General features: G+C 62.3%; 19 protein-coding genes. 12 read left to right on the forward strand and 7 right to left on the reverse strand.

Features of this window, described 5'->3' with window-relative positions; genetic code table 11:
* The first annotated feature begins 7 nt into the window (after window positions 1–7).
* From QSJ80_RS10760 to QSJ80_RS10790, 7 genes are all read left to right on the forward strand, one after another.
* A complete protein-coding gene (locus QSJ80_RS10760) occupies window positions 8–871 on the forward strand; it encodes a rhomboid family intramembrane serine protease (protein WP_285764455.1) in 864 nt (287 codons plus the stop codon).
* 15 nt (window positions 872–886) lie between these two features.
* Window positions 887–2,098, forward strand: coding sequence for a CNNM domain-containing protein (locus QSJ80_RS10765; RefSeq protein WP_285764456.1), 1,212 nt, complete (start codon window positions 887–889; stop codon window positions 2,096–2,098).
* Window positions 2,099–2,184: 86 nt separating this feature from the next.
* Entirely contained in the window at window positions 2,185–3,243 is a 1,059-nt protein-coding gene (locus tag QSJ80_RS10770; protein ID WP_285764457.1) for an extracellular solute-binding protein, read from the forward strand.
* 58 nt (window positions 3,244–3,301) lie between these two features.
* The gene (locus QSJ80_RS10775) at window positions 3,302–4,918 is read left to right on the forward strand and encodes an ABC transporter permease (protein WP_285764458.1); all 1,617 of its coding nucleotides are present in this window, start codon (window positions 3,302–3,304) and stop codon (window positions 4,916–4,918) included.
* 142 nt (window positions 4,919–5,060) lie between these two features.
* Window positions 5,061–6,149 (forward strand): glycine cleavage system aminomethyltransferase GcvT, encoded by a 1,089-nt coding sequence (gcvT, locus tag QSJ80_RS10780; protein WP_285764459.1) that lies wholly within the window; start codon window positions 5,061–5,063, stop codon window positions 6,147–6,149.
* Between the two features lie 36 nt (window positions 6,150–6,185).
* Window positions 6,186–6,575 carry a glycine cleavage system protein GcvH gene (gcvH, locus tag QSJ80_RS10785; RefSeq protein ID WP_285764460.1) on the forward strand — a complete coding sequence of 130 codons (390 nt, stop codon included), beginning with the start codon at window positions 6,186–6,188 and terminating at the stop codon, window positions 6,573–6,575.
* Window positions 6,576–6,686: 111 nt separating this feature from the next.
* A complete protein-coding gene (locus QSJ80_RS10790) occupies window positions 6,687–7,877 on the forward strand; it encodes a class I SAM-dependent rRNA methyltransferase (protein WP_285764461.1) in 1,191 nt (396 codons plus the stop codon).
* A 153-nt stretch (window positions 7,878–8,030) separates the two neighbouring features.
* On the opposite strand, the gene QSJ80_RS10795 is transcribed toward QSJ80_RS10790, so the two are convergent.
* The 4 genes from QSJ80_RS10795 to rppH form a co-directional block, all read right to left on the reverse strand.
* On the reverse strand, window positions 8,031–8,672 hold the full coding sequence (locus QSJ80_RS10795) for an NAD-dependent epimerase/dehydratase family protein (RefSeq protein WP_285764462.1): 642 nt from the start codon (window positions 8,670–8,672) through the stop codon (window positions 8,031–8,033).
* A 176-nt stretch (window positions 8,673–8,848) separates the two neighbouring features.
* Window positions 8,849–9,721: a D-amino acid aminotransferase gene (locus tag QSJ80_RS10800; RefSeq protein ID WP_285764463.1), complete on the reverse strand. Its 873-nt coding sequence runs from the start codon at window positions 9,719–9,721 to the stop codon at window positions 8,849–8,851.
* Between the two features lie 16 nt (window positions 9,722–9,737).
* The gene (ptsP, locus tag QSJ80_RS10805; RefSeq protein ID WP_285764464.1) at window positions 9,738–11,996 is read right to left on the reverse strand and encodes a phosphoenolpyruvate--protein phosphotransferase; all 2,259 of its coding nucleotides are present in this window, start codon (window positions 11,994–11,996) and stop codon (window positions 9,738–9,740) included.
* A gap of 111 nt (window positions 11,997–12,107) precedes the next feature.
* Entirely contained in the window at window positions 12,108–12,608 is a 501-nt protein-coding gene (gene rppH, locus QSJ80_RS10810; protein ID WP_285764671.1) for an RNA pyrophosphohydrolase, read from the reverse strand.
* A 317-nt stretch (window positions 12,609–12,925) separates the two neighbouring features.
* Here rppH and QSJ80_RS10815 point away from each other — a divergent pair, with 317 nt between their 5' ends.
* Both QSJ80_RS10815 and QSJ80_RS10820 read left to right on the forward strand, forming a co-directional pair.
* On the forward strand, window positions 12,926–13,588 hold the full coding sequence (locus tag QSJ80_RS10815; RefSeq protein ID WP_285764465.1) for a histidinol-phosphatase: 663 nt from the start codon (window positions 12,926–12,928) through the stop codon (window positions 13,586–13,588).
* 6 nt (window positions 13,589–13,594) lie between these two features.
* Window positions 13,595–14,758 (forward strand): imelysin family protein, encoded by a 1,164-nt coding sequence (locus tag QSJ80_RS10820; protein ID WP_285764466.1) that lies wholly within the window; start codon window positions 13,595–13,597, stop codon window positions 14,756–14,758.
* Between the two features lie 11 nt (window positions 14,759–14,769).
* Here QSJ80_RS10820 and mepK read toward each other — a convergent pair whose 3' ends face one another.
* From mepK to QSJ80_RS10835, 3 genes are all read right to left on the reverse strand, one after another.
* On the reverse strand, window positions 14,770–15,306 hold the full coding sequence (gene mepK, locus QSJ80_RS10825; protein WP_491624815.1) for a peptidoglycan L,D-endopeptidase MepK: 537 nt from the start codon (window positions 15,304–15,306) through the stop codon (window positions 14,770–14,772).
* 312 nt (window positions 15,307–15,618) lie between these two features.
* Window positions 15,619–16,851, reverse strand: a complete 1,233-nt coding sequence (locus QSJ80_RS10830) for a L,D-transpeptidase family protein (protein WP_285764468.1) — start codon at window positions 16,849–16,851, stop codon at window positions 15,619–15,621.
* 104 nt (window positions 16,852–16,955) lie between these two features.
* Complete coding sequence (locus QSJ80_RS10835; RefSeq protein WP_285764469.1) at window positions 16,956–18,749, reverse strand: L,D-transpeptidase family protein; 1,794 nt, start codon at window positions 18,747–18,749, stop codon at window positions 16,956–16,958.
* A 294-nt stretch (window positions 18,750–19,043) separates the two neighbouring features.
* Here QSJ80_RS10835 and lgt point away from each other — a divergent pair, with 294 nt between their 5' ends.
* Genes lgt through QSJ80_RS10850 form a run of 3 tightly spaced genes read left to right on the forward strand, consistent with a single transcriptional unit; the run spans window position 19,044 to window position 21,263 of the window.
* Window positions 19,044–19,862 carry a prolipoprotein diacylglyceryl transferase gene (gene lgt / locus QSJ80_RS10840; RefSeq protein WP_285764470.1) on the forward strand — a complete coding sequence of 273 codons (819 nt, stop codon included), beginning with the start codon at window positions 19,044–19,046 and terminating at the stop codon, window positions 19,860–19,862.
* Between the two features lie 28 nt (window positions 19,863–19,890).
* Window positions 19,891–20,724, forward strand: coding sequence for a thymidylate synthase (locus QSJ80_RS10845; protein WP_285764471.1), 834 nt, complete (start codon window positions 19,891–19,893; stop codon window positions 20,722–20,724).
* A complete protein-coding gene (locus tag QSJ80_RS10850) occupies window positions 20,724–21,263 on the forward strand; it encodes a dihydrofolate reductase (RefSeq protein WP_285764472.1) in 540 nt (179 codons plus the stop codon). The genes QSJ80_RS10845 and QSJ80_RS10850 overlap by 1 nt, the downstream gene beginning before the upstream one ends.
* Window positions 21,264–21,447 lie beyond the last annotated feature (184 nt).

Below are 21,447 nucleotides of genomic sequence, written 5' to 3' on the forward strand. Positions count from 1 at the left end.
TGAACCTTTGAGTAACTGGATAAAGGTCGAGAGCTTCTCACTGGATGAGGACCTTGGGGAGCTGGCGGCTTTCCTACAGGCGCACCGGATGCCGTGCCGCTTTTCCGAAGAAAACAACTGCCAGGTGCTTTGGACGTCAGAGCAATCCCTGGCGGAACCGCTGCGCGAGCTAGTGCGCAAGTGGCGCGATGGTGGCGCGCAGCTGGAAATGCCGCAGGCGCAGATACCCACCGCAGTGCGCCAGCCTTTCTGCCCGCTGACCATCCTGCTGATTCTGCTGTCACTCGCCGGCGCGGCGCTGGTTACTTGGGGCCCCGAGTTGCTGGTGGGGCAGTTCACCGCCCAGCCAATCGTCGAACAGGGTGGCGTGCGCTACCTGATGAAACTCTCCTACGCGCTGGAAGCCGGGCAGTGGTGGCGCCTCTGGACGCCCGCATTCCTGCATTTCGGCATCCTGCATATCGTCTTCAACAGCCTTTGGTTGTGGGTGCTTGGCAGGCAGCTGGAGACCGGCACCGGCTGGCGCTGGTTGCTGGGCATTTTCCTGTGGACTGCGCTGGTATCCAACCTGGCGCAGTACTGGTGGGAGCCTGAAAGTATCTTTGGCGGCATGTCCGGTGTAGTGTATGGCTTTATCGGCTTCCTGTTGCCATTGCAGCGCGGTGGTCCGCGTTGGGCCTACCTGCCACCGGGATTGATTATCTTCATGCTCGGCTGGCTGGTGGTCTGCGGGCTCGGCATAGTGGATATCTTTATCGACGGCAGCGTTGCCAACGCGGCGCATACCGGCGGGCTGCTGGCAGGCATCATGGCAGGGTTGCTGTACCGTGCGCTTTATCGCCCGCGCAATGGTCGAAATACAACTGAATAATCAAATCCCGGTTCCATGTTACTGCTCATAATCTATGTCTCCATCGCCCTGGGATTCTCGTTCCTCTGCTCCATTGCGGAAGCGGTCCTGCTGAGTGTCACCACGCCCTATATCAGCCTGCTGGAAAGCGAGGGGCGCAAGGCTGGCCCGGTACTGCGCAAGCTGAAAAGCGATATCAATGCACCGCTGTCGGCCATCCTGACCCTGAACACAATCGCCCATACCGCCGGTGCCGCGGGTGCCGGTGCGCAGGCGGCTGCGGTTTTTGGCAACAACTACCTGGGCATCGCGTCTGCGATCCTGACGCTGCTGATCCTGGTGTTTTCTGAAATCATTCCCAAGACCCTGGGCGCGCACTACTGGCGTGAACTGGCGCCGGTCACTGGCTACGTTTTGCGCGGGCTGGTGTGGCTGCTTTACCCGTTTGTGAAAATGTCCGAGTGGCTGACACGCGGCATGAAACAGGAGACCACCCTTACCGGTTTCTCGCGCGAGGAATTTGCGGTGATGGCGGATATCGGTGAGCAGGAGGGGCAGCTGGAGCAGCGGGAGTCCAATATCCTGCGCAACCTGTTTCGCCTGCGTGACAGGACAGTACGCGAGAGTATGACCCCGCGCACGGTGGTTTTTGCGCTGCCGGAGGACGGCACCGTGGCGGCGCTCTACGACCAGTATGACCGTGAGAATTTTTCCCGCATCCCGATCTTCGAAGAGGGTGACAAGGACAAGGTCACCGGTTTCGTATTGAAACAGGAGTTGCTGCTGGCGATGGCCAGTGGGCAGGGCGAGCGCAGGTTGCGCGAATTCCGCCGCGAGTTGCTGGTGCTGCATGAGTCGGCCAGTGTGTACAAGGCGTTTGAGCAGTTCCTCAAGCGGCGCGTGCAGGTGGCGCTGATTGTCGATGAATATGGTGGTACCGAGGGCCTGCTGACACTGGAAGATGTGCTGGAGAGCATGCTCGGCCACGAGATTGTGGATGAGGGTGACAAGACCGCCAACCGCCAGCGCCTGGCGCGCAGATTGTGGCGTTGGCGTGCTCAGCGCCACGGCCTCAATGTGGATTCCGAGGCGCAGGCTGACGACGCGGAATCCGATGGCGAGGGCGTGGTAGGCATCATCGACGCAGGCGACCCGGATGACGCGACACCGCCTGTGGAGCCCGGTGACCAGGACCCGCCTGACCCGCAGGCGACGGACAAGCGCGAGGACCCCAGGAGCGGTACCTAGCCGGCAGCTGATCCAGATCAATTGTGTTTGTAAATGGGAATCGTTATCATCCTTGCCGAAAAATAATCCCGGAAACGGAGTCCCGCATGAATATGTTTTCCCGCCTGTTGCTGCCCGCTGCGGCCGCAGTTTTCCTCAGTGCCTGTGGCAAGAGTGGTACTGACGCCGCCAGCGAAAAGGCGGCCCCTGAAGCCGCCGGCAGTGATGAAAAGGGTCAGATCACGGTTTACACCGCGCGCAAGGAACACCTGATCAAGCCGTTGTTCGAGCGCTACACCGCGGAAACCGGTATCGAGATCCGCTATATCACGGATAAGGAAGGCCCGCTGATGGCGCGCCTGGAAGCGGAGGGTGAAACCTCGCCGGCGGATATACTGATGACCGTCGATGCGGGCAACCTCTGGCAGGCGGAGGAGCGGGGCCTGTTCCAGCCGCTGAATTCCGATGTCATCAGCAAGGCGATCCCGGCCAACCTGCGCTCAGGCAACGATATGTGGGCGGCGCTGTCCGTACGTGCGCGCACCATCGTCTACGCGACCGACCGGGTGAAGCCGGAAGAACTGTCTACCTACGAAGCGCTCGCCGATGAAGGTTGGAAGGGGCGCCTGTGCCTGCGTACCTCGAAGAAGGTCTACAACCAGTCACTCGTCGCTACCATGATGGATACCCTCGGTGCGGATAAAGCCGAGGAAGTGGTGCGCGGCTGGGTTGCGAACCTGGCGACCGACCCCATGTCGAACGACACCGCTGTACTCAAGGCGATCGCCGCTGGCCAGTGTGATGTTGGCATAGTGAATACTTACTACTTCGGCCGCCTGAAGCAGGAGCAGCCCGACCTGAACCTGGCCCTGTTCTGGCCGAACCAGGAAGACCGGGGTGTACACGTGAATGTTTCCGGCGCGGGCATTACCGCGCATGCGAAGCACCCGCAGGCGGCGCGCGCGCTGCTGGAGTGGCTCGCCAGCGGTGAAGCCCAGGCGCAGTTTGCGGCGGTCAACCAGGAGTATCCGGCCAACCCGTCTGTGCAGCCCAGTGAGGAAGTGCAGTCCTGGGGCAGCTTCAAGGCAGACCAGGTGAGCGTCGAGAAAGCGGGCAGCCTGCAGACAGAAGCCGTGAAATTGATGGATCGCGCGGGTTACCGCTGATCCCTGTGTACGCCGGGTGAACGCCCGGCGCACTTCGTTGTACCTCCCGGAACCCCGTGTGAAACAGTCCAGTACCGCCCCTTCGCGCTTCCTGTTGCGCCTGCCCCTCCTGGCGACCGCTGCGCTGGTACTGCTTCCGCTATCCGTCATCCTGCTGTCCTGGGGCAGTGCCCAGGTCGATGTCTGGCAACACCTGATTGAAACCGGGCTCGGTCGCCTGCTGCGCAACACCGTGACACTGCTGCTGGGCGTTGGGACCGGGGTGATCCTGCTGGGGGTGGGGCTCGCCTGGCTGACGGCGATGTGCGAGTTTCCGGGCCGGCGCTGGCTGGACTGGGCGCTGATGCTGCCACTGGCGATTCCCGCCTATGTGGTGGCATTCGTGGTGCTGGGCCTGTTCGATTACGCGGGGCCGGTACAGACCCAGTGGCGCGAATGGTTTGGCCGCGATGCCTGGTTCCCGAATGCGCGTGGCAGCGGTGCCGTTATCCTGGTGATGACCGCGGTGCTGTACCCGTATGTCTATATGCTGGCGCGCGGTGCGTTCCTCGCGCAGGGGCGCGCGACGCTCGAGGCGGCCCGCAGTCTCGGTTGCTCCGATTGGGGCGGTTTTTTGCGTGTCGCGCTGCCTATGGCGCGCCCGGCAATCGTAGCCGGTGCGGCGCTGGCGCTGATGGAAGTGCTGGCCGACTTTGGCGCGGTCGCAATTTTCAATTTCGATACCTTCACCACCGCGATCTACAAGGCCTGGTTCGGCTTCTTCAACCTTACCGCCGCGGCCCAGCTGGCTTCGCTGTTGCTGCTGTTTGTGGGGGTGTCACTGTTTGCAGAAACCCGTGCGCGCGGGCGCGCGCGCTATCACCAGCAGTCGCGGCGTGATCGCGGCGCCTTCCAGCTGAGTGGCCTGAAGGCGTTTGCGGCCAGCGGGGCCTGTCTGCTGGTGTTCGGGCTGGCGTTTGTATTGCCGGTGGTGCAGCTCGGCTTGTGGGCATGGCAGCGCCGCGGTGATCTGGATGCGCGCTTTGCGGAACTGGTGGGCAACAGTTTTGGCCTGGCCGGGAGCGCCGCGCTCATCGCGGCGTCCCTCGCATTGCTGGTGGCACTGGCGGAGCGCTGGCGCGGCGGCCGCCGCGACAGTGTGGCGCTGCGGATTGCCGGTATGGGCTATGCGTTGCCCGGCTCGGTGCTCGCAGTGGGCATCATGCTCGCGTTCGCCTGGATCGATCGCAACTGGGTCAACCCGCTGCGTGCCCTGTTCGGCCTCGAGCCCACCCAGTTACTGGTGGGTAGCGCGGCGGCATTGCTGGCCGCCTACCTGATCCGCTTCTATTCGGTGGCATTCGGGCCGCTCTCCACCAGTCTTGAGCGGATTCGTCCGGTCCTGCACGAGGCCGCGCAGACCCTCGGTGCCGGTCACCGCCGCATCGTGCGCCGGGTGTACCTACCGCTGATGCTGCCCGGCATCCTGACAGCGCTGTTACTGGTGTTTGTCGATACCCTCAAGGAAATGCCGGCAACCCTGCTGCTGCGCCCGTTTGGCTGGGACACCCTCGCCGTGCGCATCTATGAGCTGACCTCCGAGGGCGAGTGGGAGCGCGCCGCGCTGCCGGCACTGACCCTGGTGCTGGTGGGACTGGTGCCGGTCATCCTGCTGATGCGGCGCAGCCGCCGCTGAGGCTTTTCTTCCTGCCGCCGGGCCGTTCCGGCCGGGCATTGGCTACGCTTGTAAGCGCCGGTGAGAAAACCGGTTTTGGCGGTTGCCCCCGGGGCGCCAACCGTTAGAATACGCCGCCATATTTTCCGGGTACGAGGACATCATGGGAAACAGGACCCAGCTATACGACACCCACGTTGAGATGGGTGGAAAAATGGTCGATTTTGGTGGCTGGGACATGCCATTGCATTACGGCTCGCAGATGGATGAACACCACAAGGTGCGTCAGGAAGCGGGCATGTTCGACGTTTCCCACATGACCGTGGTGGATATCACCGGCGCGGGCGCGCAGGACTTCCTGCGCAAGCTGCTGGCCAACGATGTGGCCAAAATTGCAGCAACGCCGGGCAAGGCACTCTACACCGGTATGCTCAACGAGAATGGCGGCGTGATCGACGACCTGATCGTGTACCAGCGCGAGGGCTGGTTCCGGCTGGTGGTGAACTGCGCCACGCGGGAGAAAGACCTGGCCTGGATCCGCAAGCAGGCCGAGGCCTTTGATGTAGAGATCACCGAGCAGCCGCAGCTGGCTATTATGGCCGTGCAGGGGCCCGAGGCCATCGCCAGGGTGGTCGAGGTACTGGGCATCGAATGGAAAGATGCGATCGAATCCCTGAAGATCTTCCAGGGCACCGCCAAGGGCGACTGGTTTGCCGCGCGCACCGGTTATACCGGTGAGGACGGCCTCGAGATCATGCTGCCTGAGGAAGACGCACCGGGCTTCTGGCGTGCACTGGCGGACAAGGGCGTTGCCCCTTGCGGTCTCGGCGCGCGTGACACCCTGCGCCTGGAGGCAGGCATGAACCTGTACGGCCACGAGATGGATGATGACACCTCACCGCTGTGCGCCAATATGGGCTGGACCATTACCTGGGAGCCGGCGAATCGCGATTTTATTGGCCGCAAGGCACTTGAAGCGCAGAAGGCGGAAGGTGTAAAAGAGAAGCTGGTTGGCCTGGTGCTGGAAGGCAAGGGCGTGCTGCGTGCGGGCCAGAAGGTTGTGGTCGACGGTGTCGACGGCACCGGCATCATCACCAGCGGCACCTTCTCGCCAACCCTTGGGCACTCCATCGCCATGGCGCGGGTGCCGGTTGAAGCTGGCGACAACGCGCAGGTGGAAATGCGCAACAAGCTGGTGGATGTAAAGGTCATCAAGCCGGCATTTGTCCGCAACGGCAAGAAAGTTTTTTAACAGAATTCCCAAAATCCCTATTTGCAGGTGAAATCCATGAGCGATATTCGCAACGAACTCAAATATGTTTCCAGCCATGAGTGGATCCGGCTGGAAGAAGACGGCACTGTGACCATCGGCATTACTGACCACGCGCAGGACAGCCTGGGCGACGTGGTTTATGTCGAAACCCCGGAAGTGGGCACTGCCCTGGCAGAGGGCGATGAGGCCGGTGTGGTCGAGTCCGTGAAGGCAGCGAGCGATATCTACGCGCCGATCTCCGGTGAGGTGGTTGCGGTGAACGAGGTGCTGGAAGACGCCCCCGAAACCGTCAACGAATCCCCATATGACGATGGCTGGTTCTTCCGCATGCAGCCGAGCGATGCGTCCGAACTGGACAAGCTGCTGGATGCAGATGGCTACCGCGAGGTAGTTGATTCCGAATAAGGCATCAACGCGGGCAAGACCCAATCAATGGGGTCAGAGTAAACAGTTTTTCGGTCCGGGTGGCCGAAAAAATTTACTCTGACCCCATTTTTATTTCTGGAACACGAAAAGATGACCACAGCCGAAATCATTCTCAAGCCACAGGCGGACCGTCGCCTCAAGCGCGGCCACCTCTGGATCTATAGCAACGAGGTGGATATTGCGCGCAGCCCGCTCAAGGGTATCGAGCCCGGCGCCCAGTGCCAGATCCTGGACAGCCGTGGCAAGGCACTGGGTACGGCGTTTATCAACCCGAACCAGCTGATCTGTGGGCGCCTCGTCTCGCGCGGTGGTGCGCTCAGCCGCAAGTCGCTGGAAAAACGTATCGGTGCCGCGCTGGCCATGCGCGAGATGTATTTCAGCGATCACAGCTACAGGCTGGTTTACGGCGACTCCGACTGGCTGCCGGGGCTGGTGGTGGACCGTTTCGGCGATTACCTGGTGGTGCAGATCTCCAGCTGGGGTATGGAGCTTCTCAAGGACGACATTGTTGCGGCGCTGGACAAACTGCTGTCGCCAAAGGGCATACTGCTGCGCAACGACCACCAGGGCCGAGGGGTCGAATCCCTGCCGGCCTACAGCGAGGTGGCGGTGGGTGAGGTGCCGGAGCTGGTGCCTTTCATCGAGAACGGCGTACCGCTGCTGGCGCCGGTGCATGCGGGGCAGAAAACCGGCTGGTTTTACGACCACCGTGAAAACCGCGCACGCCTGAATCAGTGGGTGGCGGGCAAGCGCGTGCTCGATCTGTTCTCCTACGCCGGCGGCTGGGGTGTGCAGGCGCTGGCCTGTGGCGCGGCATCGGCGACTTGCGTGGATGTTTCCGAGCAGGCGCTGGACTGGTGCGAGGCAAACGCCCGCAACAATGCTGTCGCCGATGACCTGCAGACGATCCAGGGCAAGGCGGTGGATGTGCTCAAGGCGCTGGTCGCCGAGGGCGAGCAGTACGACATCGTGGTGCTGGACCCGCCGGCCTTTATCAAGCGGCGCAAGGACCAGAAAGCCGGGGAAGCCGCATATCGCCACATCAACGAACTGGCAATGCGCTTGCTCGGCCGCGAGGGGCTGCTGGTCAGCGCTTCCTGCTCAATGCACCTGCCTTCAGACACGTTACTGGAAATCGTACGCGGTGCTGCGAGACATCTGGACCGCCAGGCATTGATCATCGCCAGTGGCGGCCAGGGCGCGGATCATCCGGTGCATCCCGCGATTCTGGAAACCAGTTATCTGAAGGCGCACTTTGCGCACTTGCGGCTACTGAAGTAAGACTTACGGGGTCAGAGCCAGCGGCTCTGACCCCTTCGGTCGGTATTTTTGGGGTCAGAGTCAGAGACTCTGACCCCATTCATCGGAGTTGTTGGCTCCGACCCCTTAAATCAAACTCACGGGGTCAGAGCTGTTCGCTCTGACCCCATAAATCTAGAAAATCTCATCGAGCGTAAAGGTCTCAACACCACTCCCCGCACGGGTGCTGACGCCCAGCATTTTCCGCGCCACCTGTTCCGCTTCGATTGGCCGGTAGCGGTGCAGGCCCGGCAATTTGCACAGTAATGGCAGTACCCAGCTACCCAGTGTTTCACCAAACCGGAAATGGTCGCGCTGTCCGAGCAGCAATGACGGCTGAAAGATACTGATACGCTCAAACGGTAGCTGCGTTACAGCCTCTTCCAGATCCCCCTTCATCTTCAGGTAGGCGCTCCGACTTTTTGCATTGGCACCGCTGGAGGAAACCAGCAGATAGTGCGGCACACCGTTCCGGGCTGCGAGCCTGGCAACCTCAAGCTGGTAGGTAAGGTCGACGGTTCGCTGTGCCTCGACAGATCCCGCCCGCTTGAGTGTGGTGCCGAGGCAGGAAAATAGCCGGTCTCCGCGCAACGATTCTGCACTCTGTGCAAGCTGCTCGAAGTTGATCACCCGGTTTTCCACCTTCGTCGATGGGTGGGGGCTGGCGCGACGCGTCAGGGTAATGATTTTTTCATAGTCCGGAGAGGCGGCAAGCTGGTCGACGAGCGCGCGTCCGACCAGGCCGCTGGCGCCGAGGACGATGGCGGTTAAGGGCATAGCGGTTTCCAAGATAGGTGGGGTCAGAGCCAACGGATTATTGGGGTCAGAGCCATCGGCTCTGACCCCTCAAATTGAACAGGGGCAGAGCCAAGATTATAGGGGTCAGAGCCTGCGGCTCTGACCCCATAGGTCCGGATTAACGGGGTCAGAGTCTACGACTCTGACCCCAATCATCAGTAATCGAATTTATGCTGGTGAAACACCGGGTTGAGCCGCTGCCACAGCTCGCCTGCTTCGCCGCTGGCAACCGGCTCCCCGTCGATGCGGGTCACTGGCGTTACGCCCTTGGTGGAGCTGGTCAGCCACACTTCATCTGCGCTGCGCAGCTCCTGCAGTTGTACCGGGCGTTCCTCTACCGGGATTTCGGTATGTCGGCGCAGAATGTCCAGCAGCATCATGCGCGTGATGCCCGGCAACAGTTGCTGCTCCAGCGGCGGTGTGATGACGGTGCCGTCTTTGACAAGGAATACGTTGGCGGCGCTAGCCTCGGTCACGTTGCCGTTTGCATTGTGGAGAATGGCTTCGTCGCTGCCCGCAGCCTGGCCCTGCTGGAAGTGCATGACGTTGCCAAGCAGCGACGTGGACTTGATATGGCAACGCTGCCAGCGCAGGTCTTCCGCGGTAATCACGCTCAGGGTCTTTTTGATATCCGGGCTGTGCAGGCAGGACTCCTGCAATTCGAACGCGAAGCCGAAAATTGTCGGTTGCAGGCCTTCCGGGTAGGCATGAAAACGGCGCTTGTCCGCGCCGCGGGATACGTGCAGATATATGCCCAGGTTGCTACTGATGCTGGCATCCGTATTTTTCTCGATCAGCGCTTCGCACAGGTTGCGCCAGTCATCCATTGCCCAGGCCGGTTTGATTTCCAGCGCGCGCATACCCTGCAGCAGGCGATGAATGTGCGGCACCAGCGCGATGGCCCGGCCCTGGATTGCCGGGATCACCTCATAAACGCCTTCGCCGAACAGGAAACCCCGGTCGAGGGGGGAGATGCGGGCCTGCTCCAGTGGCAGGTATTCACCGTTCAGGAAGGCGATGTTTTGCATACGCGGAATCCCCGTATCAGCCGCCGGGCTGTAGTAATGTATGCAGCCCGAGTTGCTGCAGTACCAGTTGAACCTTGTGGTAAATACTTTCGCCGCACTCCATCTGCAATACACCGTCGAGGAGGTCTGTCAGTTCGCTGCAGTTGGCCGCGCGCAGGGTGGCTTTGATCCGGGGCAGGTTGGTGGCGTTCATTGACAGTACGTCATAGCCCATTGCCACCAGCAGCAGCGCACCACCCGGGTCACCGGCCAGTTCGCCACAGATGCCGACTTCGGTACCCTCGGCATGGGCGGCATCGACAATTGCCTTGAGTGCGGCCAGCACCGCCGGATGGAACGCATTGTAAAGGCCGGCAACGCGGCTGTTGTTGCGATCCACCGCGAGCAGGTACTGGGTCAGGTCGTTGGTGCCAACGGACAGGAAATCCGCGCGCAGTGCCAGTGCACGTGCCTGGTACACCGCGGAGGGTACTTCAATCATGACACCCAGCGGCGGCAACGCGATATCGTAGCCTTCCTCACGCAGCTCGTCGTGCGCACGCAGGACCAGCTTTCTCGCGGCCTCGAATTCGTTGATGCCACTGATCATTGGCAGCAGGATGCGCAGGTTGTTGAGGCCAAGGCTCGCTTTCATCATGGCGCGCACCTGGCCCAGGAAAATCTCCGGGTGGTCCAGGGTCACACGGATACCGCGCCAGCCGAGGAACGGGTTTTCTTCCTCGATAGGGAAATAACTCAGTGCCTTGTCGCCGCCGATATCCAGCGTGCGCATGGTGACCGGGTTGGGGGAAAAGGCCTCCAGCTGCTCGCGATAGATTGCGCGCTGCTCCTCCTCGGAGGGGAAGCGCTCGCGCATCAGGAACGGCACCTCGGTGCGGTACAGGCCCACACCCTCGGCACCGCGCTCCAGCGAGCGCACCACGTCTGCCATCAGGCCGGTGTTGACCCACAGGCGCACGCGCTTGCCATCAGTGGTGATGCAGGGCTGGTCGGCAAGCAGGTCGAGGCTGGCGGCCAGGGCCTGTTCCTCGCGCACGATGGCTTCATAACGCCGTCGCAGCTGCTGGCTCGGGTGTACGTGGATTTCACCGCGGTAGCCGTCCACCACCAGCTCCGCACCGTCGATACGCTCGAACGGCAGGGCATCGGCACCCATCACCGTGGGGATGCCCATCGCGCGGGCAACGATGGCGACGTGGCTGTTGCTGGAGCCCTTGATGGAAACCAGCCCCTTGAGGTTTTCGCGGGGAATTTCTGCCAGCATGGCGGCGGTCAGTTCCTCCCCCACCAGGATGCTGTTCTCGCCGAAGCTCTGCCGGGTTTTTTTCTGCTGGCGCAGGTGTTGCAGTACCCGCGCGCCGAGGTCGCGTACATCGGCAGCGCGATCACGGAAGTAGCCATCCGACATGGCTTCAAAGCGGTGGACATGCTCGAGCATCACTTCCGACCAGGCCCGTGGCGCGCTGACCATCTGGCGGATGCGCTCACAGACTTCCGCCGCCAGTGATGCGTCGTCGAGCATGCTGACATAGGCGTCGAATAGCGCCTGCTCCTCGCGGTTCAGGTTCGCCTTGAGGCGCTCACCCACGGCACGTATCTCACGTCGTGCGGACGCCAGTGCCTTCTTGAAGAAGGCGATTTCCGCTTCCGGGTCTTCGCAGGGCGAGAAAGGCACCGCGGCGAGGTTGGCGGGCGCGGCAATGATCTGGGCGCGGCCGATGGCGACACCGGGTGCCGCGGCAATACCGTGGAAAGAGGCCTCCCGGTGCTGGCTGCCCATGGACGCCAGGGTGCCGGTGGCCTCGGCGTGGGCAATGACTCCGGCCAGTTGTGCCGACACAGTGACGAGGAAGGCCTCCTCGCCCTCGTCGAAGCGGCGGCTCTCCGCCTGCTGTACCACGATGACGCCCAGCACCTCGCGGTGGTGGATAATCGGTGCGCCGAGGAATGCGCTGTAACGTTCTTCGCCGGTGCTGGGGAAGTACTGGAACGCGGGATGGGTATGGGCCTGGTCCAGGTTGAGCGGCTCTTCGCGCTCCACCACAAGGCCCACCAGGCCTTCGCCGGCGGCGAGGCTGACCTTGCCCACCGACTCCGGGTACAGGCCGTCGGTCGCCATGAGTACGTAACTGCCGGAGGCGCCGTCGCGCAGATAGATGGAGCAGACGCTGGTGCGCATTTCTGCCTTTACCCGGCGCACGATGATTTCCAGCATCGCGTTCAAGTCGCGGGCCGCATTGAGCTCCTGGACAATATTGCGCAGCGACTGCAGCAAAGGCCTTACCTCCGCCCGCCTGTATGCACCGGGTTGCGCATGGTCTCGACTTCCTCTCGTTGTCTTCTGCGTTTTCTGTCCAGGGCCGGCTTCCTCCCGGTCCCGCTCTGCTCAGTCCTGTTTCATGCCGCGTTTCTGCTGCTGGATCTGGTGCGGTGCCAGCTCCAGCAGTGCGCGCCGGTAGACCTCGCGCTTGAAGGACACCACTTTGGTCAGCGGGTGCCAGTAGGTGGCCCAGCGCCAGTGGTCGAATTCCGGCTTGTAGCCATTGTCAAAGCTGATGCTGGATTCCGGCGCCTCCAGGCGCAGCAGGAACCATTTCTGTTTCTGGCCGATGCACCGGGGCTCGGAGTTGCGCCGCACCAGCCTCTTCGGCAGGCGGTAGCGCAGCCAGCCGCGCGTACTTGCCAGTAGCCGCACCTGCTCTTTTTTCAGGCCGACTTCCTCATACAACTCCCGATAAAGTGCCTGCTCCGGTGTTTCACCGAGGTTGATGCCGCCCTGCGGGAACTGCCACGCATCCTTGCCGCCGACCCTGCGTGCCCAGAGTACCTGCCCCTCGTTGTTGATGACGATAATGCCAACATTGGGGCGAAACCCTTCGCTGTCGATCGTGGTCTCGATTTTCTGGGTGGCGGAGCGGAGGCCTCTCTTGTCAGACTGGCCCCTGCCAGACCGGCGCTTCCTGCGGCGCCCGGCCGGTACTGCCTTGCCGTCGCTCAATTCATTTTCCTCAAATCCGGTAGACCGAAGCGGCTGGTCTGGCGCCTGTTTGCACCTCGCGGGCCGAACGGTAGATTCCCAGCATTGTTCCACAGCGCCGCCGGTGCGGCAATCAAGCCGCGCTTAACAGTGTCGTCGCCAGCGGCTATTCTTGTGCGCTTTATTGCAGCCTTGGGGTTGCGGCCTGATTTAAAGGGGGATGCCAATTGGGACTGGCGATTTTTGACCTGGATAACACCCTGATCGGTGGCGATAGCGATCACGCCTGGGGTGAATACCTTGTGCAGCGCGGTTGTGTCGATGGTGAATTGTTCCGTAGCGAGAACGATCGATTTTACCGCGAATACCAGCGGGGCAAGCTCGATATCCGAGCTTACCTCGAATTTGCGCTGGAGCCTCTGGCCCGGATTCCACGCGCCGAGCTGGAAGCACTGCACGCCGATTTCATGCGCGAAGTCATCAGTGACTTCTGGCTGCCGCGCGCAGAAGAGCTGGTGCAGGGGCACCGCGAGCGCGGCCATCACACCATGATCATTACCGCGACAAACCATTTTGTGGTGCACCCGATCGCGCAGAAGCTTGGCGTGGACTCGCTTCTGGCGACCGACCCGGAAAAGCTCGATGGCGCCTATACCGGCCGCGTAGAAGGGACGCCCTGCTTTCGCGAGGGCAAGGTACAGCGTTTGCAGGCCTGGCTGCAGCAACACCCGCAGTTTTCGGCTGTCGAGCACTGGTTCTACAGCGATTCTGCCAACGACCTGCCGCTGCTGGACCAGGTCACCTACCCGGTGGCGGTGGATCCCGATGACGACCTGCGCCAGGCCGCAGGTGAGCGCGGCTGGCCGATCATCAGCCTGCGCGACGGGTAGGCTGGCATGCAGATCAGATACTTTTCCACCCTGGTAGGGGTTTCGCTGGCACTTGTCGCATGCAGTGCCGATCGGCCCGATGGCCGCGACAGGGCCGTACAAGGTGATGCCGGGGCGGCTGCCGTGGCAGTGGACCCCGTTGATCCGCCGGCGCGGGACGCGGCTGGCCAGGCCCAGGCGCTGGCGTTGTGGGGGCGCGGCCAAGCGGCCCTGGAAAATGCCGGCACGGCGGCAGCAGTACTGCAGTCCGCAGTGGAGTCAATGCTGGAACAGCCTGATGCGGCGCGCCTGGATGCGGTGCGCAACGCCTGGGAGAAGTCGCACGAAGCTTATATGCGTGCGTTGCCCTGGTTGCGGCTCGCGTTTGCCGCACCGGAGCATGCGCTCGAGGGCAGGGCGATGCTGCTGCAGATCGACAGCTGGCCGGTGGTGCCGGGTTATCTCGACCGGGTCCCTGGCTATCCCGCCAGTGGCCTGGTGCACGATACGGCACTGGAGCTGACGTCGGGCTCGCTGCGCAAGCAGCACCGTTTGACTGCCGACGAAGAGGCAAGTCTCGGTTTTCACGTGCTGGAGCTGCTGCTCTGGGGCGCGACCGGGGAGCGTCGTGCCGCGGACTTTGTTGCCGGTAGCGGGGGCGAGGCGCCGCAGCAGGCACCGGCGGCGCGCCGGCGCCTGCTGGTGCAGCTGGTTGCAGGTGCCCTGGCGCAGGATTTCGAGCGCCTCGGCAAGCGCTGGCCACCGCTTGCCAATGACCTGTCCCGCCCTTTCCTGGCACTGGATGAGCGTGCGCGCCTGGCGCGGGTACGCAGCAGCGGTGTTGCGCTGCTGGAGCAGGAGTTTATCGCGCGCTTGCCGCAGAGCTCGGAAAGTGATGTGGAGAGCCCCGTGGCCACGGGGACACTGGTGGCGCTGGTGGCAATGCTGGACGGGCTGCGGGATATCTGGTTCGGTGGCGGCGCGGAAGCGCCATCGCTTTTGCTGGAAACCCATCGACAGGAGGCGTTGCAGGCCGGGCTGAACGCACTGGGGGAAAAGCTGGCTTCGCTGCAGAGCCCGATCGAACTGGAACCGGTGGCCCAATTAAACGAAACCCGCCAGCTGGCGAACCAGGTGGCGGGTATCTTGAGAGGAGATCCGCTGGAGGTGGGCAGCGGGGCGCCGCAATAGCGCCTCCCTGATTACCAGCTGCGGACCGGGCCGGTGTCTACGTGCACGAAGTTGCTCTTCGGGTAGTAGCCTACACCGCCAACCTTCAGGCTGCGTGCTGCCTGGCGTACCTTGCTCAGTGCAACACCCGGCATACGGATGTCCATCGCCATGCCGCGGGTGTGGTAGCTGCGCTTGGCCACACCGCCGGAGCGCGCACGCAGTTTCGCGTTGGTCTTCGCGCTGCGGTAGCCGGAGATCACCTCGATGGTGCCCTTGTAGCCCAGCTTCTTCTTGATGTTGTATACCAGGTCCAGCAGTTTCGGATCCATGCGGGTGACCTCGTTCGCACGGTGGTCACGCAGCAGGCGGTTCAGTGACTTCAGGCCTTCGCCACGGTAGTCACCGTTTTCCCAGAACACTGCTTCGACAGTTTCGCCGGTGTGCAGGTTGCGCAGCTTCAGTGAGCGGCGCTGGGCTGAACTCGCAGCCATGGTTGCCGGAGCGGCACCTACAGCCAGAGTAGCAGCGGTCATTGCAAGAAATTGACGTCGTGACGGATACAACATGCCCTAAACCTCTATAAATCTCGTTTGCTTATGGTGCCCTGAAGCACGGGATGAACTGTACAAAAAGTAACCATTTGTAACAAGCAAACTACCTTTCATAGCAAAGGGTTCTAATGACAGCGCTGGAAAAATTTTTCATGGCGGACTACCGGATTTACCGGAATTCGTCAGTTTTCACGGGGTTTTGGGTGGTTCCTGAGGGATGTTTTTTCGCGAAATACGAATAGCGGGGAATTAAAATTTTTGCGTGTCCAGCCGGACTTTTTTGCCGGGAATAGTGGGTCGGGGCAACTGGATCCCCTGTCTACGAGGTCATTTCTCGACGACAGCGATGTCAGAAGGTCCCCGGCGATAAATATCTTCCCGAAACTGGGCTTTGCCTGACTGGTCTATCCAGCTCGTGATATAGGTCAATGCGACAACAGGCCCCTTGCGGACCAGAATCGTGGTGGTGTCCTCCTGCAGCTGCCGGTCGATACTTGCCTCGCTCCAGCCGTCGCTCGAGAGCAGCGCAGATACCAGCCTGCGCGGCTCCTGCAGCCGCACACAGCCGTGACTGAGGTGTCGCTCCCGCAGCCCGAACAGGCTGTGGCCGAGAGTGTCGTGCAGGTAGATCTCTCCGGCGTTGGGCAGCACGAATTTGAACCGCCCGAGGCTGTTATGGGGGCCGCCGCCCTGCTGCAGTGAGGCACCGCCGCGGGCCGCCAGGTCCAGGTTTTCCTCGGTCAGTGGTGCGGTGCGCCGCGAGCGCAGCAGCACTGCGCGGTAGCCGCGCGCGGCCATGGCCTGCGGGTTGCCGCGGGCCTTTGGCAGCAGGTTCTCCACCAGCAGGCTGCGCGGTACCGTCCAGGTGGGGTTGAAAATGATCGAGGCGAGCCGCGTGCGCAGTTCAGGGGTCTGGCTGGATGACCGGCCAACCACAGTCTTCATGCTCAGCACCAGCTCACCCTCGCGGATCAGGTGCAGCCGGTATTCGGGGACGTTCACCAGTAGCAGGTAGGGGTCGTCATTGAACGCGAGGCGCCAGAGCGACAGGCTGTGGCGCAGGTGCGCCGCGCGCCGCGCGGGCGAGAAGTTGAGCCAGCGCAGGGTGGTGGCATCGACGATGCCGGTCGCCTCCAGGCCGTGGCGACGCTGGAACCCGGCTACCGCATCCTTTAATTGCAGGTCGAAAATGGAGGGATCGCGGGACTGTCCGCCTGCCAGCTGCAGGTAGCCCGGCGGCAGGGCGGACGCTGGCTGGAGATCGCCGTACAGGCTAAGCAGCTGTCGCAGGTGGGCCACTCGCGGGTCACGGTTGCCGACCGTCAGCGGCGCGCCGGCAGGCAGCGGGCGCCAGTCGCTGGCGGCCTCCTGATAGTGCCTGAGCTGGGTGCGAATCGCAGCGTCCATTGCGGCAAAGCTGGTAAGCGGCGGTGGTTGTTCGTGGCCCAGTGCGAGGGCGGTGAGCCCGAGCAGACCCAGCAGCCAGCAGCGGCGGGGCTTTTTCGCGCGGGAGTCGCTCCGGTACTCGGCCCCGCTGCGGGGGCCGGTGATCTTCACCATGGCATTACCGAGGTTGGGTTGGCAGTTGGAATTACTCAGTGAACAGGGGTAATTCCGGCGCCGCCCCGCGGCAATGCAAATACTGTCTGTGACCGCCAGACAGGTCAGTTTTCTTCCGGGTGAATCTCCACTTGCGGGTTGGCGTCGCGGCTATCCAGGTTGTAGGGGTCCTGGCGGAAGTGCAGCAGGCCATCCTGGTCTACCCAGGCGGTCCAGTAGGTCACGAAGACCGGTAATGGCTGCTCCAGGCGCACGCGCTTGGTGCGCGATGCCTGAGTCAGCTCCTCAACCCGGGTGGTATCCCATTCGTGCTGCCCCTGGTCGCCCGCCAGTACCATTGCCGCCAGATCGTTGGGGCGGTCCAGGCGGATGCAGCCATGGCTATAGGTGCGGGTTTTCTTGCGGAACAGGGAGCGCGTCTGGGTATCGTGCAGATAGATGTTCTCCCGGTTGGGAATCACGAACTTGAGCCGGCCGAGCACGTTCTGCGGCCCGCCGTCCTGGCGCAGGTGCACCTTGCCGTTGCCGGCCTGGCTCAGGTTGCTGTTGTTGAACGGCATCGGCTGGCCCTCGACGCTGATCAGGCGATAGCCCAGCGCCTGCATGCCGCGCGGGTCCTTGCGCGCCTTCGGGATCAGTTCGCTGACGGCAATGCTGCGCGGCACATACCAGTTCGGATTGAAGACCACGGTGGTCAGCTCGGTGCTGAGCTCAGGCGTCTGGTGAATCGCCTCGCCCACGATCACCCGCATCGACAGCTCGACCCGCTCGTCGCGTACCAGGCGCAGGCGGTATTCCGGCACGTTCACCAGTATGTAATCACTGCCGGGCTCCTTGCCCAGCTTGCGTCGCCGATCCAGATTGGCAGCGATCGTGAAGGCGCGTTGCATGGGGCCCACATTCAGCAGTTCCCGGCACTTCTTGCCCACCACGCCATCCTCGCGCAGTCCGTGGCGCCGCTGGAAACGCTTGACCGCCTTCTCCAGCGCCGGGTCGAACAGGTTCGGGTCTTCCGGCGGGAAGTCCACCACATAGTCGCCGTAGAGCGACAGCATGTCGCGCAGCATGCCCACGTGCTTGTGCTGCGCCCCAACAGTCATGGCAGGGCCCAGCGGCAGCGGCTTCCACAGGCCGCTGCGGGCGATGTTGCGATAGCGGCTGAGTTCCATTTCCAGCTCTGCCAGCGGCCGCTGGAATGGCTGGCTCTCCTCCCGCTGCAGGGCGTCCAGCTCGGCCTGCTCGCGCTTGCCGCGCTTGGACGACATGATCGGTGCTGGGCGAGCGGTGCGTAGTGGCGCTTCGAAGGACACCCTGCGGAACTCGCCGCGCATGCTCTCCACCGGGGTGAGCTCCGGCGGCGGGGCCTGACGCTTGAGGGTGCGCGGCTCCAGTTGCTCCAGATGAGTGTCCTGGGCGTAGGAGATGAATGCGTCGGTCAGCAGGATGTCCAGCAGTGCTGCCATATGCAGTCGCTGTGGCGAATCGCGCAGGGTGCGGTCGAAATAGCCCAGATGGTAACGGTAATCCACCAGGCTGCTGGGGTTACCCGAGCTGGTACTGTTGAGCTGCTTGATCAGGTCCTGCGCGGTATCGCTCAGCATATAGTTGTTGAACCACAGCAGGCGGTAGCCTTCCTGGCGGTAGATGCGCCGCACGGCCAGCCGGTTGAACAGCGGTTCCTGTGCGGGCCAGCTTTCCGGCTGTTCTTCCAGCCAGCGCACCAGGTGCGGGCGCACCGCAATATCCGGAAGTTCCGGCACCGTACTCTTGTTGGCGGTAAATGCCGCGTACAGCACCCATCCGCACAGCGCACCGAGGATAAACACCGGTAGCAGCGGCTTGCGTCGCGGGCGAATGGGGGTGAATTGACGGAAAGCGTGCGTTCTTGATTTTGACATGCTGGCCCTGGGGTAATGACTGGGGAGGCATTCCTGTTCTCCACAGTGCGGGCTTGCGCGCCCGAACCTGTGGCCCGGCGGCAAAACCCCTGCTGCTTGCCTGCACCGCGAACCCTGCGTGTGCAACCTGCAAAGAGCCGGAATCGGCGGAATGGCGCGAATGCTATCCAGGCTCCGTCACTAAGTATGGCATCGAATCCCGATCCTGCCGGTGGCGGCAGATTTTCGCCCGGCTTGGTTTTAGCGCCGGTTTGCGTGGATAATGCGCGCTACTTCAGGCAAATCAGAAAAACCATGCTGAGCTATCCGCAGATCGATCCCGTGGCCCTGGACCTGGGCTTTATTCAAGTGCACTGGTATGGACTCATGTACCTGGCGGGTTTTGCCGCAGGCTTCTGGCTGGCCCTGAGGCGCTCGAGTAAACCCTGGTCACCGGTGCTCAGGACCGAGGTTGAAGACCTGATCCTCTACTGCGCCCTGGGTGTGGTGATCGGCGGGCGCCTGGGTTACGTGCTTTTCTACGGCTTTGACCAGTTCCTGGCAGATCCACTTTGGGCGATCAAGATCAACCAGGGCGGCATGAGCTTCCACGGGGGCCTGCTGGGTGTTATGGGCGCGGCGGCGCTCTATGCGCGCAAGATTGGTGTGCGCTTTATCGATCTGATCGATTTCGTTGCGCCGCTGGTCCCCATCGGCTTGGGTCTCGGCCGCATCGGCAATTTTATCGGTCAGGAGCTGTGGGGTCGTGAGACCGACGGTCCATGGGGTATGGTGTTTCCGGCAGACCCGGACCAGCTGATGCGGCACCCGTCGCAGCTGTACCAGGCCTTCCTGGAAGGGGCGGTCCTGTTTGCGGTCCTGTGGTGGTTCTCCGCCAAACCGCGCCCGCGCTTTGCGGTCAGTGGGCTGTTCGTCACCCTGTATGGCTGTTTCCGTTTCCTGGTGGAATTTGTGCGCGAGCCGGATGTGGGTATCCCGGTGCTGTTCGGCTGGCTCACCCGGGGCCAGTTGCTGTCGCTGCCGATGATCATCGGCGGCATCGCGATCCTGATGTGGGCCTATCGCACCCAGCCGCTGGCAGGCAGCCAGCCGCGTACGGCAACCGCCAGCTGATCACCGAATGAGTAAATAAAGAAGAAATATGAAACAGTATTTAGACCTGATGCGGCATGTGCGCGACCACGGCAGCCGCAAGACCGACCGCACCGGTACCGGCACCATCAGCGTGTTCGGGTACCAGATGCGCTTTGACCTCGAAGAGGGTTTTCCGCTGGTCACCACCAAGAAGTGCCACCTGCGCTCGATCATCCACGAGCTGCTGTGGTTCCTGCAGGGCGATACCAATACCGCGTACCTGCGCGAGCATGGGGTCACTATCTGGGACGAGTGGGCCGATGATAGCGGCGACCTGGGCCCGGTCTATGGCTACCAGTGGCGCAACTGGCCGGCGCCGGATGGCCGCCAGATCGACCAGATCAAGGTAGTGCTGGATCAGCTGCGCAATCGCCCGGACTCCCGCCGGCTGATGGTGTCAGCATGGAACCCGGCCGACCTGCCGGACGAAGGCGTGTCGCCGCAGGACAATGTGGCGCAGGGCCGTATGGCGCTGGCGCCATGCCATACCCTGATCCAGTTCTATGTGGTGGATGGGCGGCTTTCCTGCCAGTTGTACCAGCGCAGCGCCGATATCTTCCTGGGGGTGCCGTTCAATATCGCATCCTACGCGCTGCTGACCATGATGGTGGCCCAGGTAAGCGGTCTGCGCCCGGGTGAGTTCATCCACACTTTTGGCGATGCCCACCTGTACAGCAACCACCTTGAGCAGGTGGAGCAGCAGCTGGCGCGCGAGCCTCGCCCGATGCCGCGCATGGAGCTGAATCCTGCGGTTACCGACCTGTTCGAGTTCCGCTTCGAGGACTTCACCCTGCACGACTACAACCCGCACCCGCATATTTCCGCACCGGTGGCGGTGTAATGGCGGTGCAGGAGCCTGATGCGGCGATGCTGGCCGGAATAAAAGTGGCCATGATTGCGGCCATGGCCAGTAACCGGGTGATCGGTCGCGACAACCAGTTGCCGTGGCACATTCCCGAGGACCTGAAGTTCTTCAAGCGTGTGACCCTGGGTAAGCCTGTGGTCATGGGGCGCAATACTTTCGAATCTATCGGCCGGCCGCTGCCGGGGCGCACCAATATAGTGGTGACCCGCAACCGCAACTGGTCTGCGGAGGGGGTGGAGGTCGTTGCATCCCTCGAAGCAGCGCTGGAAAGTGGCGAGCGCGCTGCCCGGGCCGCCGGGGCGGATGAGGTTATGGTGATTGGCGGTGGGGAGATCTACCGTCAGGCGCTGCCCCTTGCGCAGCGCCTTTACCTGACCGAGGTGCAGGCCGAGTTTCAGGGGGATGCCTGGTTCCCGGAGATCGGTTCCGGGTGGGAGGAGCAGTGGCGTGAAAGTCACCCTGCTACGGACTCAGGTCAGCCCGGCTATGACTTCGCTTGCCTCGAGCGTCTATAAATTAATCGAATAGTGCGCATTGTGGCCGCAAATGGCGGGGAAGGGGCGCAAAAAGCCCTCGCACCGCAATTGTGACCAAGTGTTACCGGTTTGTTACGCGATGTTACCGGACTACACACTATGGATGGCCGTACCTTATTCATTTGAATATTCAAAGGTGCTGTTATTACAATGTGCCGCTCTT

This window comes from Biformimicrobium ophioploci (assembly GCF_030270605.1).
GTDB lineage: Bacteria > Pseudomonadota > Gammaproteobacteria > Pseudomonadales > Cellvibrionaceae > Biformimicrobium > Biformimicrobium ophioploci.

Bases quoted from the DNA above. Each gene is read 5' to 3' on its own strand.
- gcvH (WP_285764460.1), top strand. From the start codon at position 6,186: ATGAGCGATATTCGCAACGAACTCAAATATGTTTCCAGCCATGAGTGG.
- QSJ80_RS10835 (WP_285764469.1), bottom strand. From the start codon at position 18,749: ATGTCAAAATCAAGAACGCACGCTTTCCGTCAATTCACCCCCATTCGC.
- QSJ80_RS10845 (WP_285764471.1), top strand. From the start codon at position 19,891: ATGAAACAGTATTTAGACCTGATGCGGCATGTGCGCGACCACGGCAGC.
- QSJ80_RS10830 (WP_285764468.1), bottom strand. From the start codon at position 16,851: ATGGTGAAGATCACCGGCCCCCGCAGCGGGGCCGAGTACCGGAGCGAC.
- QSJ80_RS10850 (WP_285764472.1), top strand. From the start codon at position 20,724: ATGGCGGTGCAGGAGCCTGATGCGGCGATGCTGGCCGGAATAAAAGTG.
- gcvT (WP_285764459.1), top strand. From the start codon at position 5,061: ATGGGAAACAGGACCCAGCTATACGACACCCACGTTGAGATGGGTGGA.
- QSJ80_RS10790 (WP_285764461.1), top strand. From the start codon at position 6,687: ATGACCACAGCCGAAATCATTCTCAAGCCACAGGCGGACCGTCGCCTC.
- mepK (WP_491624815.1), bottom strand. From the start codon at position 15,306: ATGTTGTATCCGTCACGACGTCAATTTCTTGCAATGACCGCTGCTACT.
- QSJ80_RS10820 (WP_285764466.1), top strand. From the start codon at position 13,595: ATGCAGATCAGATACTTTTCCACCCTGGTAGGGGTTTCGCTGGCACTT.
- lgt (WP_285764470.1), top strand. From the start codon at position 19,044: ATGCTGAGCTATCCGCAGATCGATCCCGTGGCCCTGGACCTGGGCTTT.
- QSJ80_RS10800 (WP_285764463.1), bottom strand. From the start codon at position 9,721: ATGCAAAACATCGCCTTCCTGAACGGTGAATACCTGCCACTGGAGCAG.
- QSJ80_RS10795 (WP_285764462.1), bottom strand. From the start codon at position 8,672: ATGCCCTTAACCGCCATCGTCCTCGGCGCCAGCGGCCTGGTCGGACGC.
- QSJ80_RS10770 (WP_285764457.1), top strand. From the start codon at position 2,185: ATGAATATGTTTTCCCGCCTGTTGCTGCCCGCTGCGGCCGCAGTTTTC.
- QSJ80_RS10765 (WP_285764456.1), top strand. From the start codon at position 887: ATGTTACTGCTCATAATCTATGTCTCCATCGCCCTGGGATTCTCGTTC.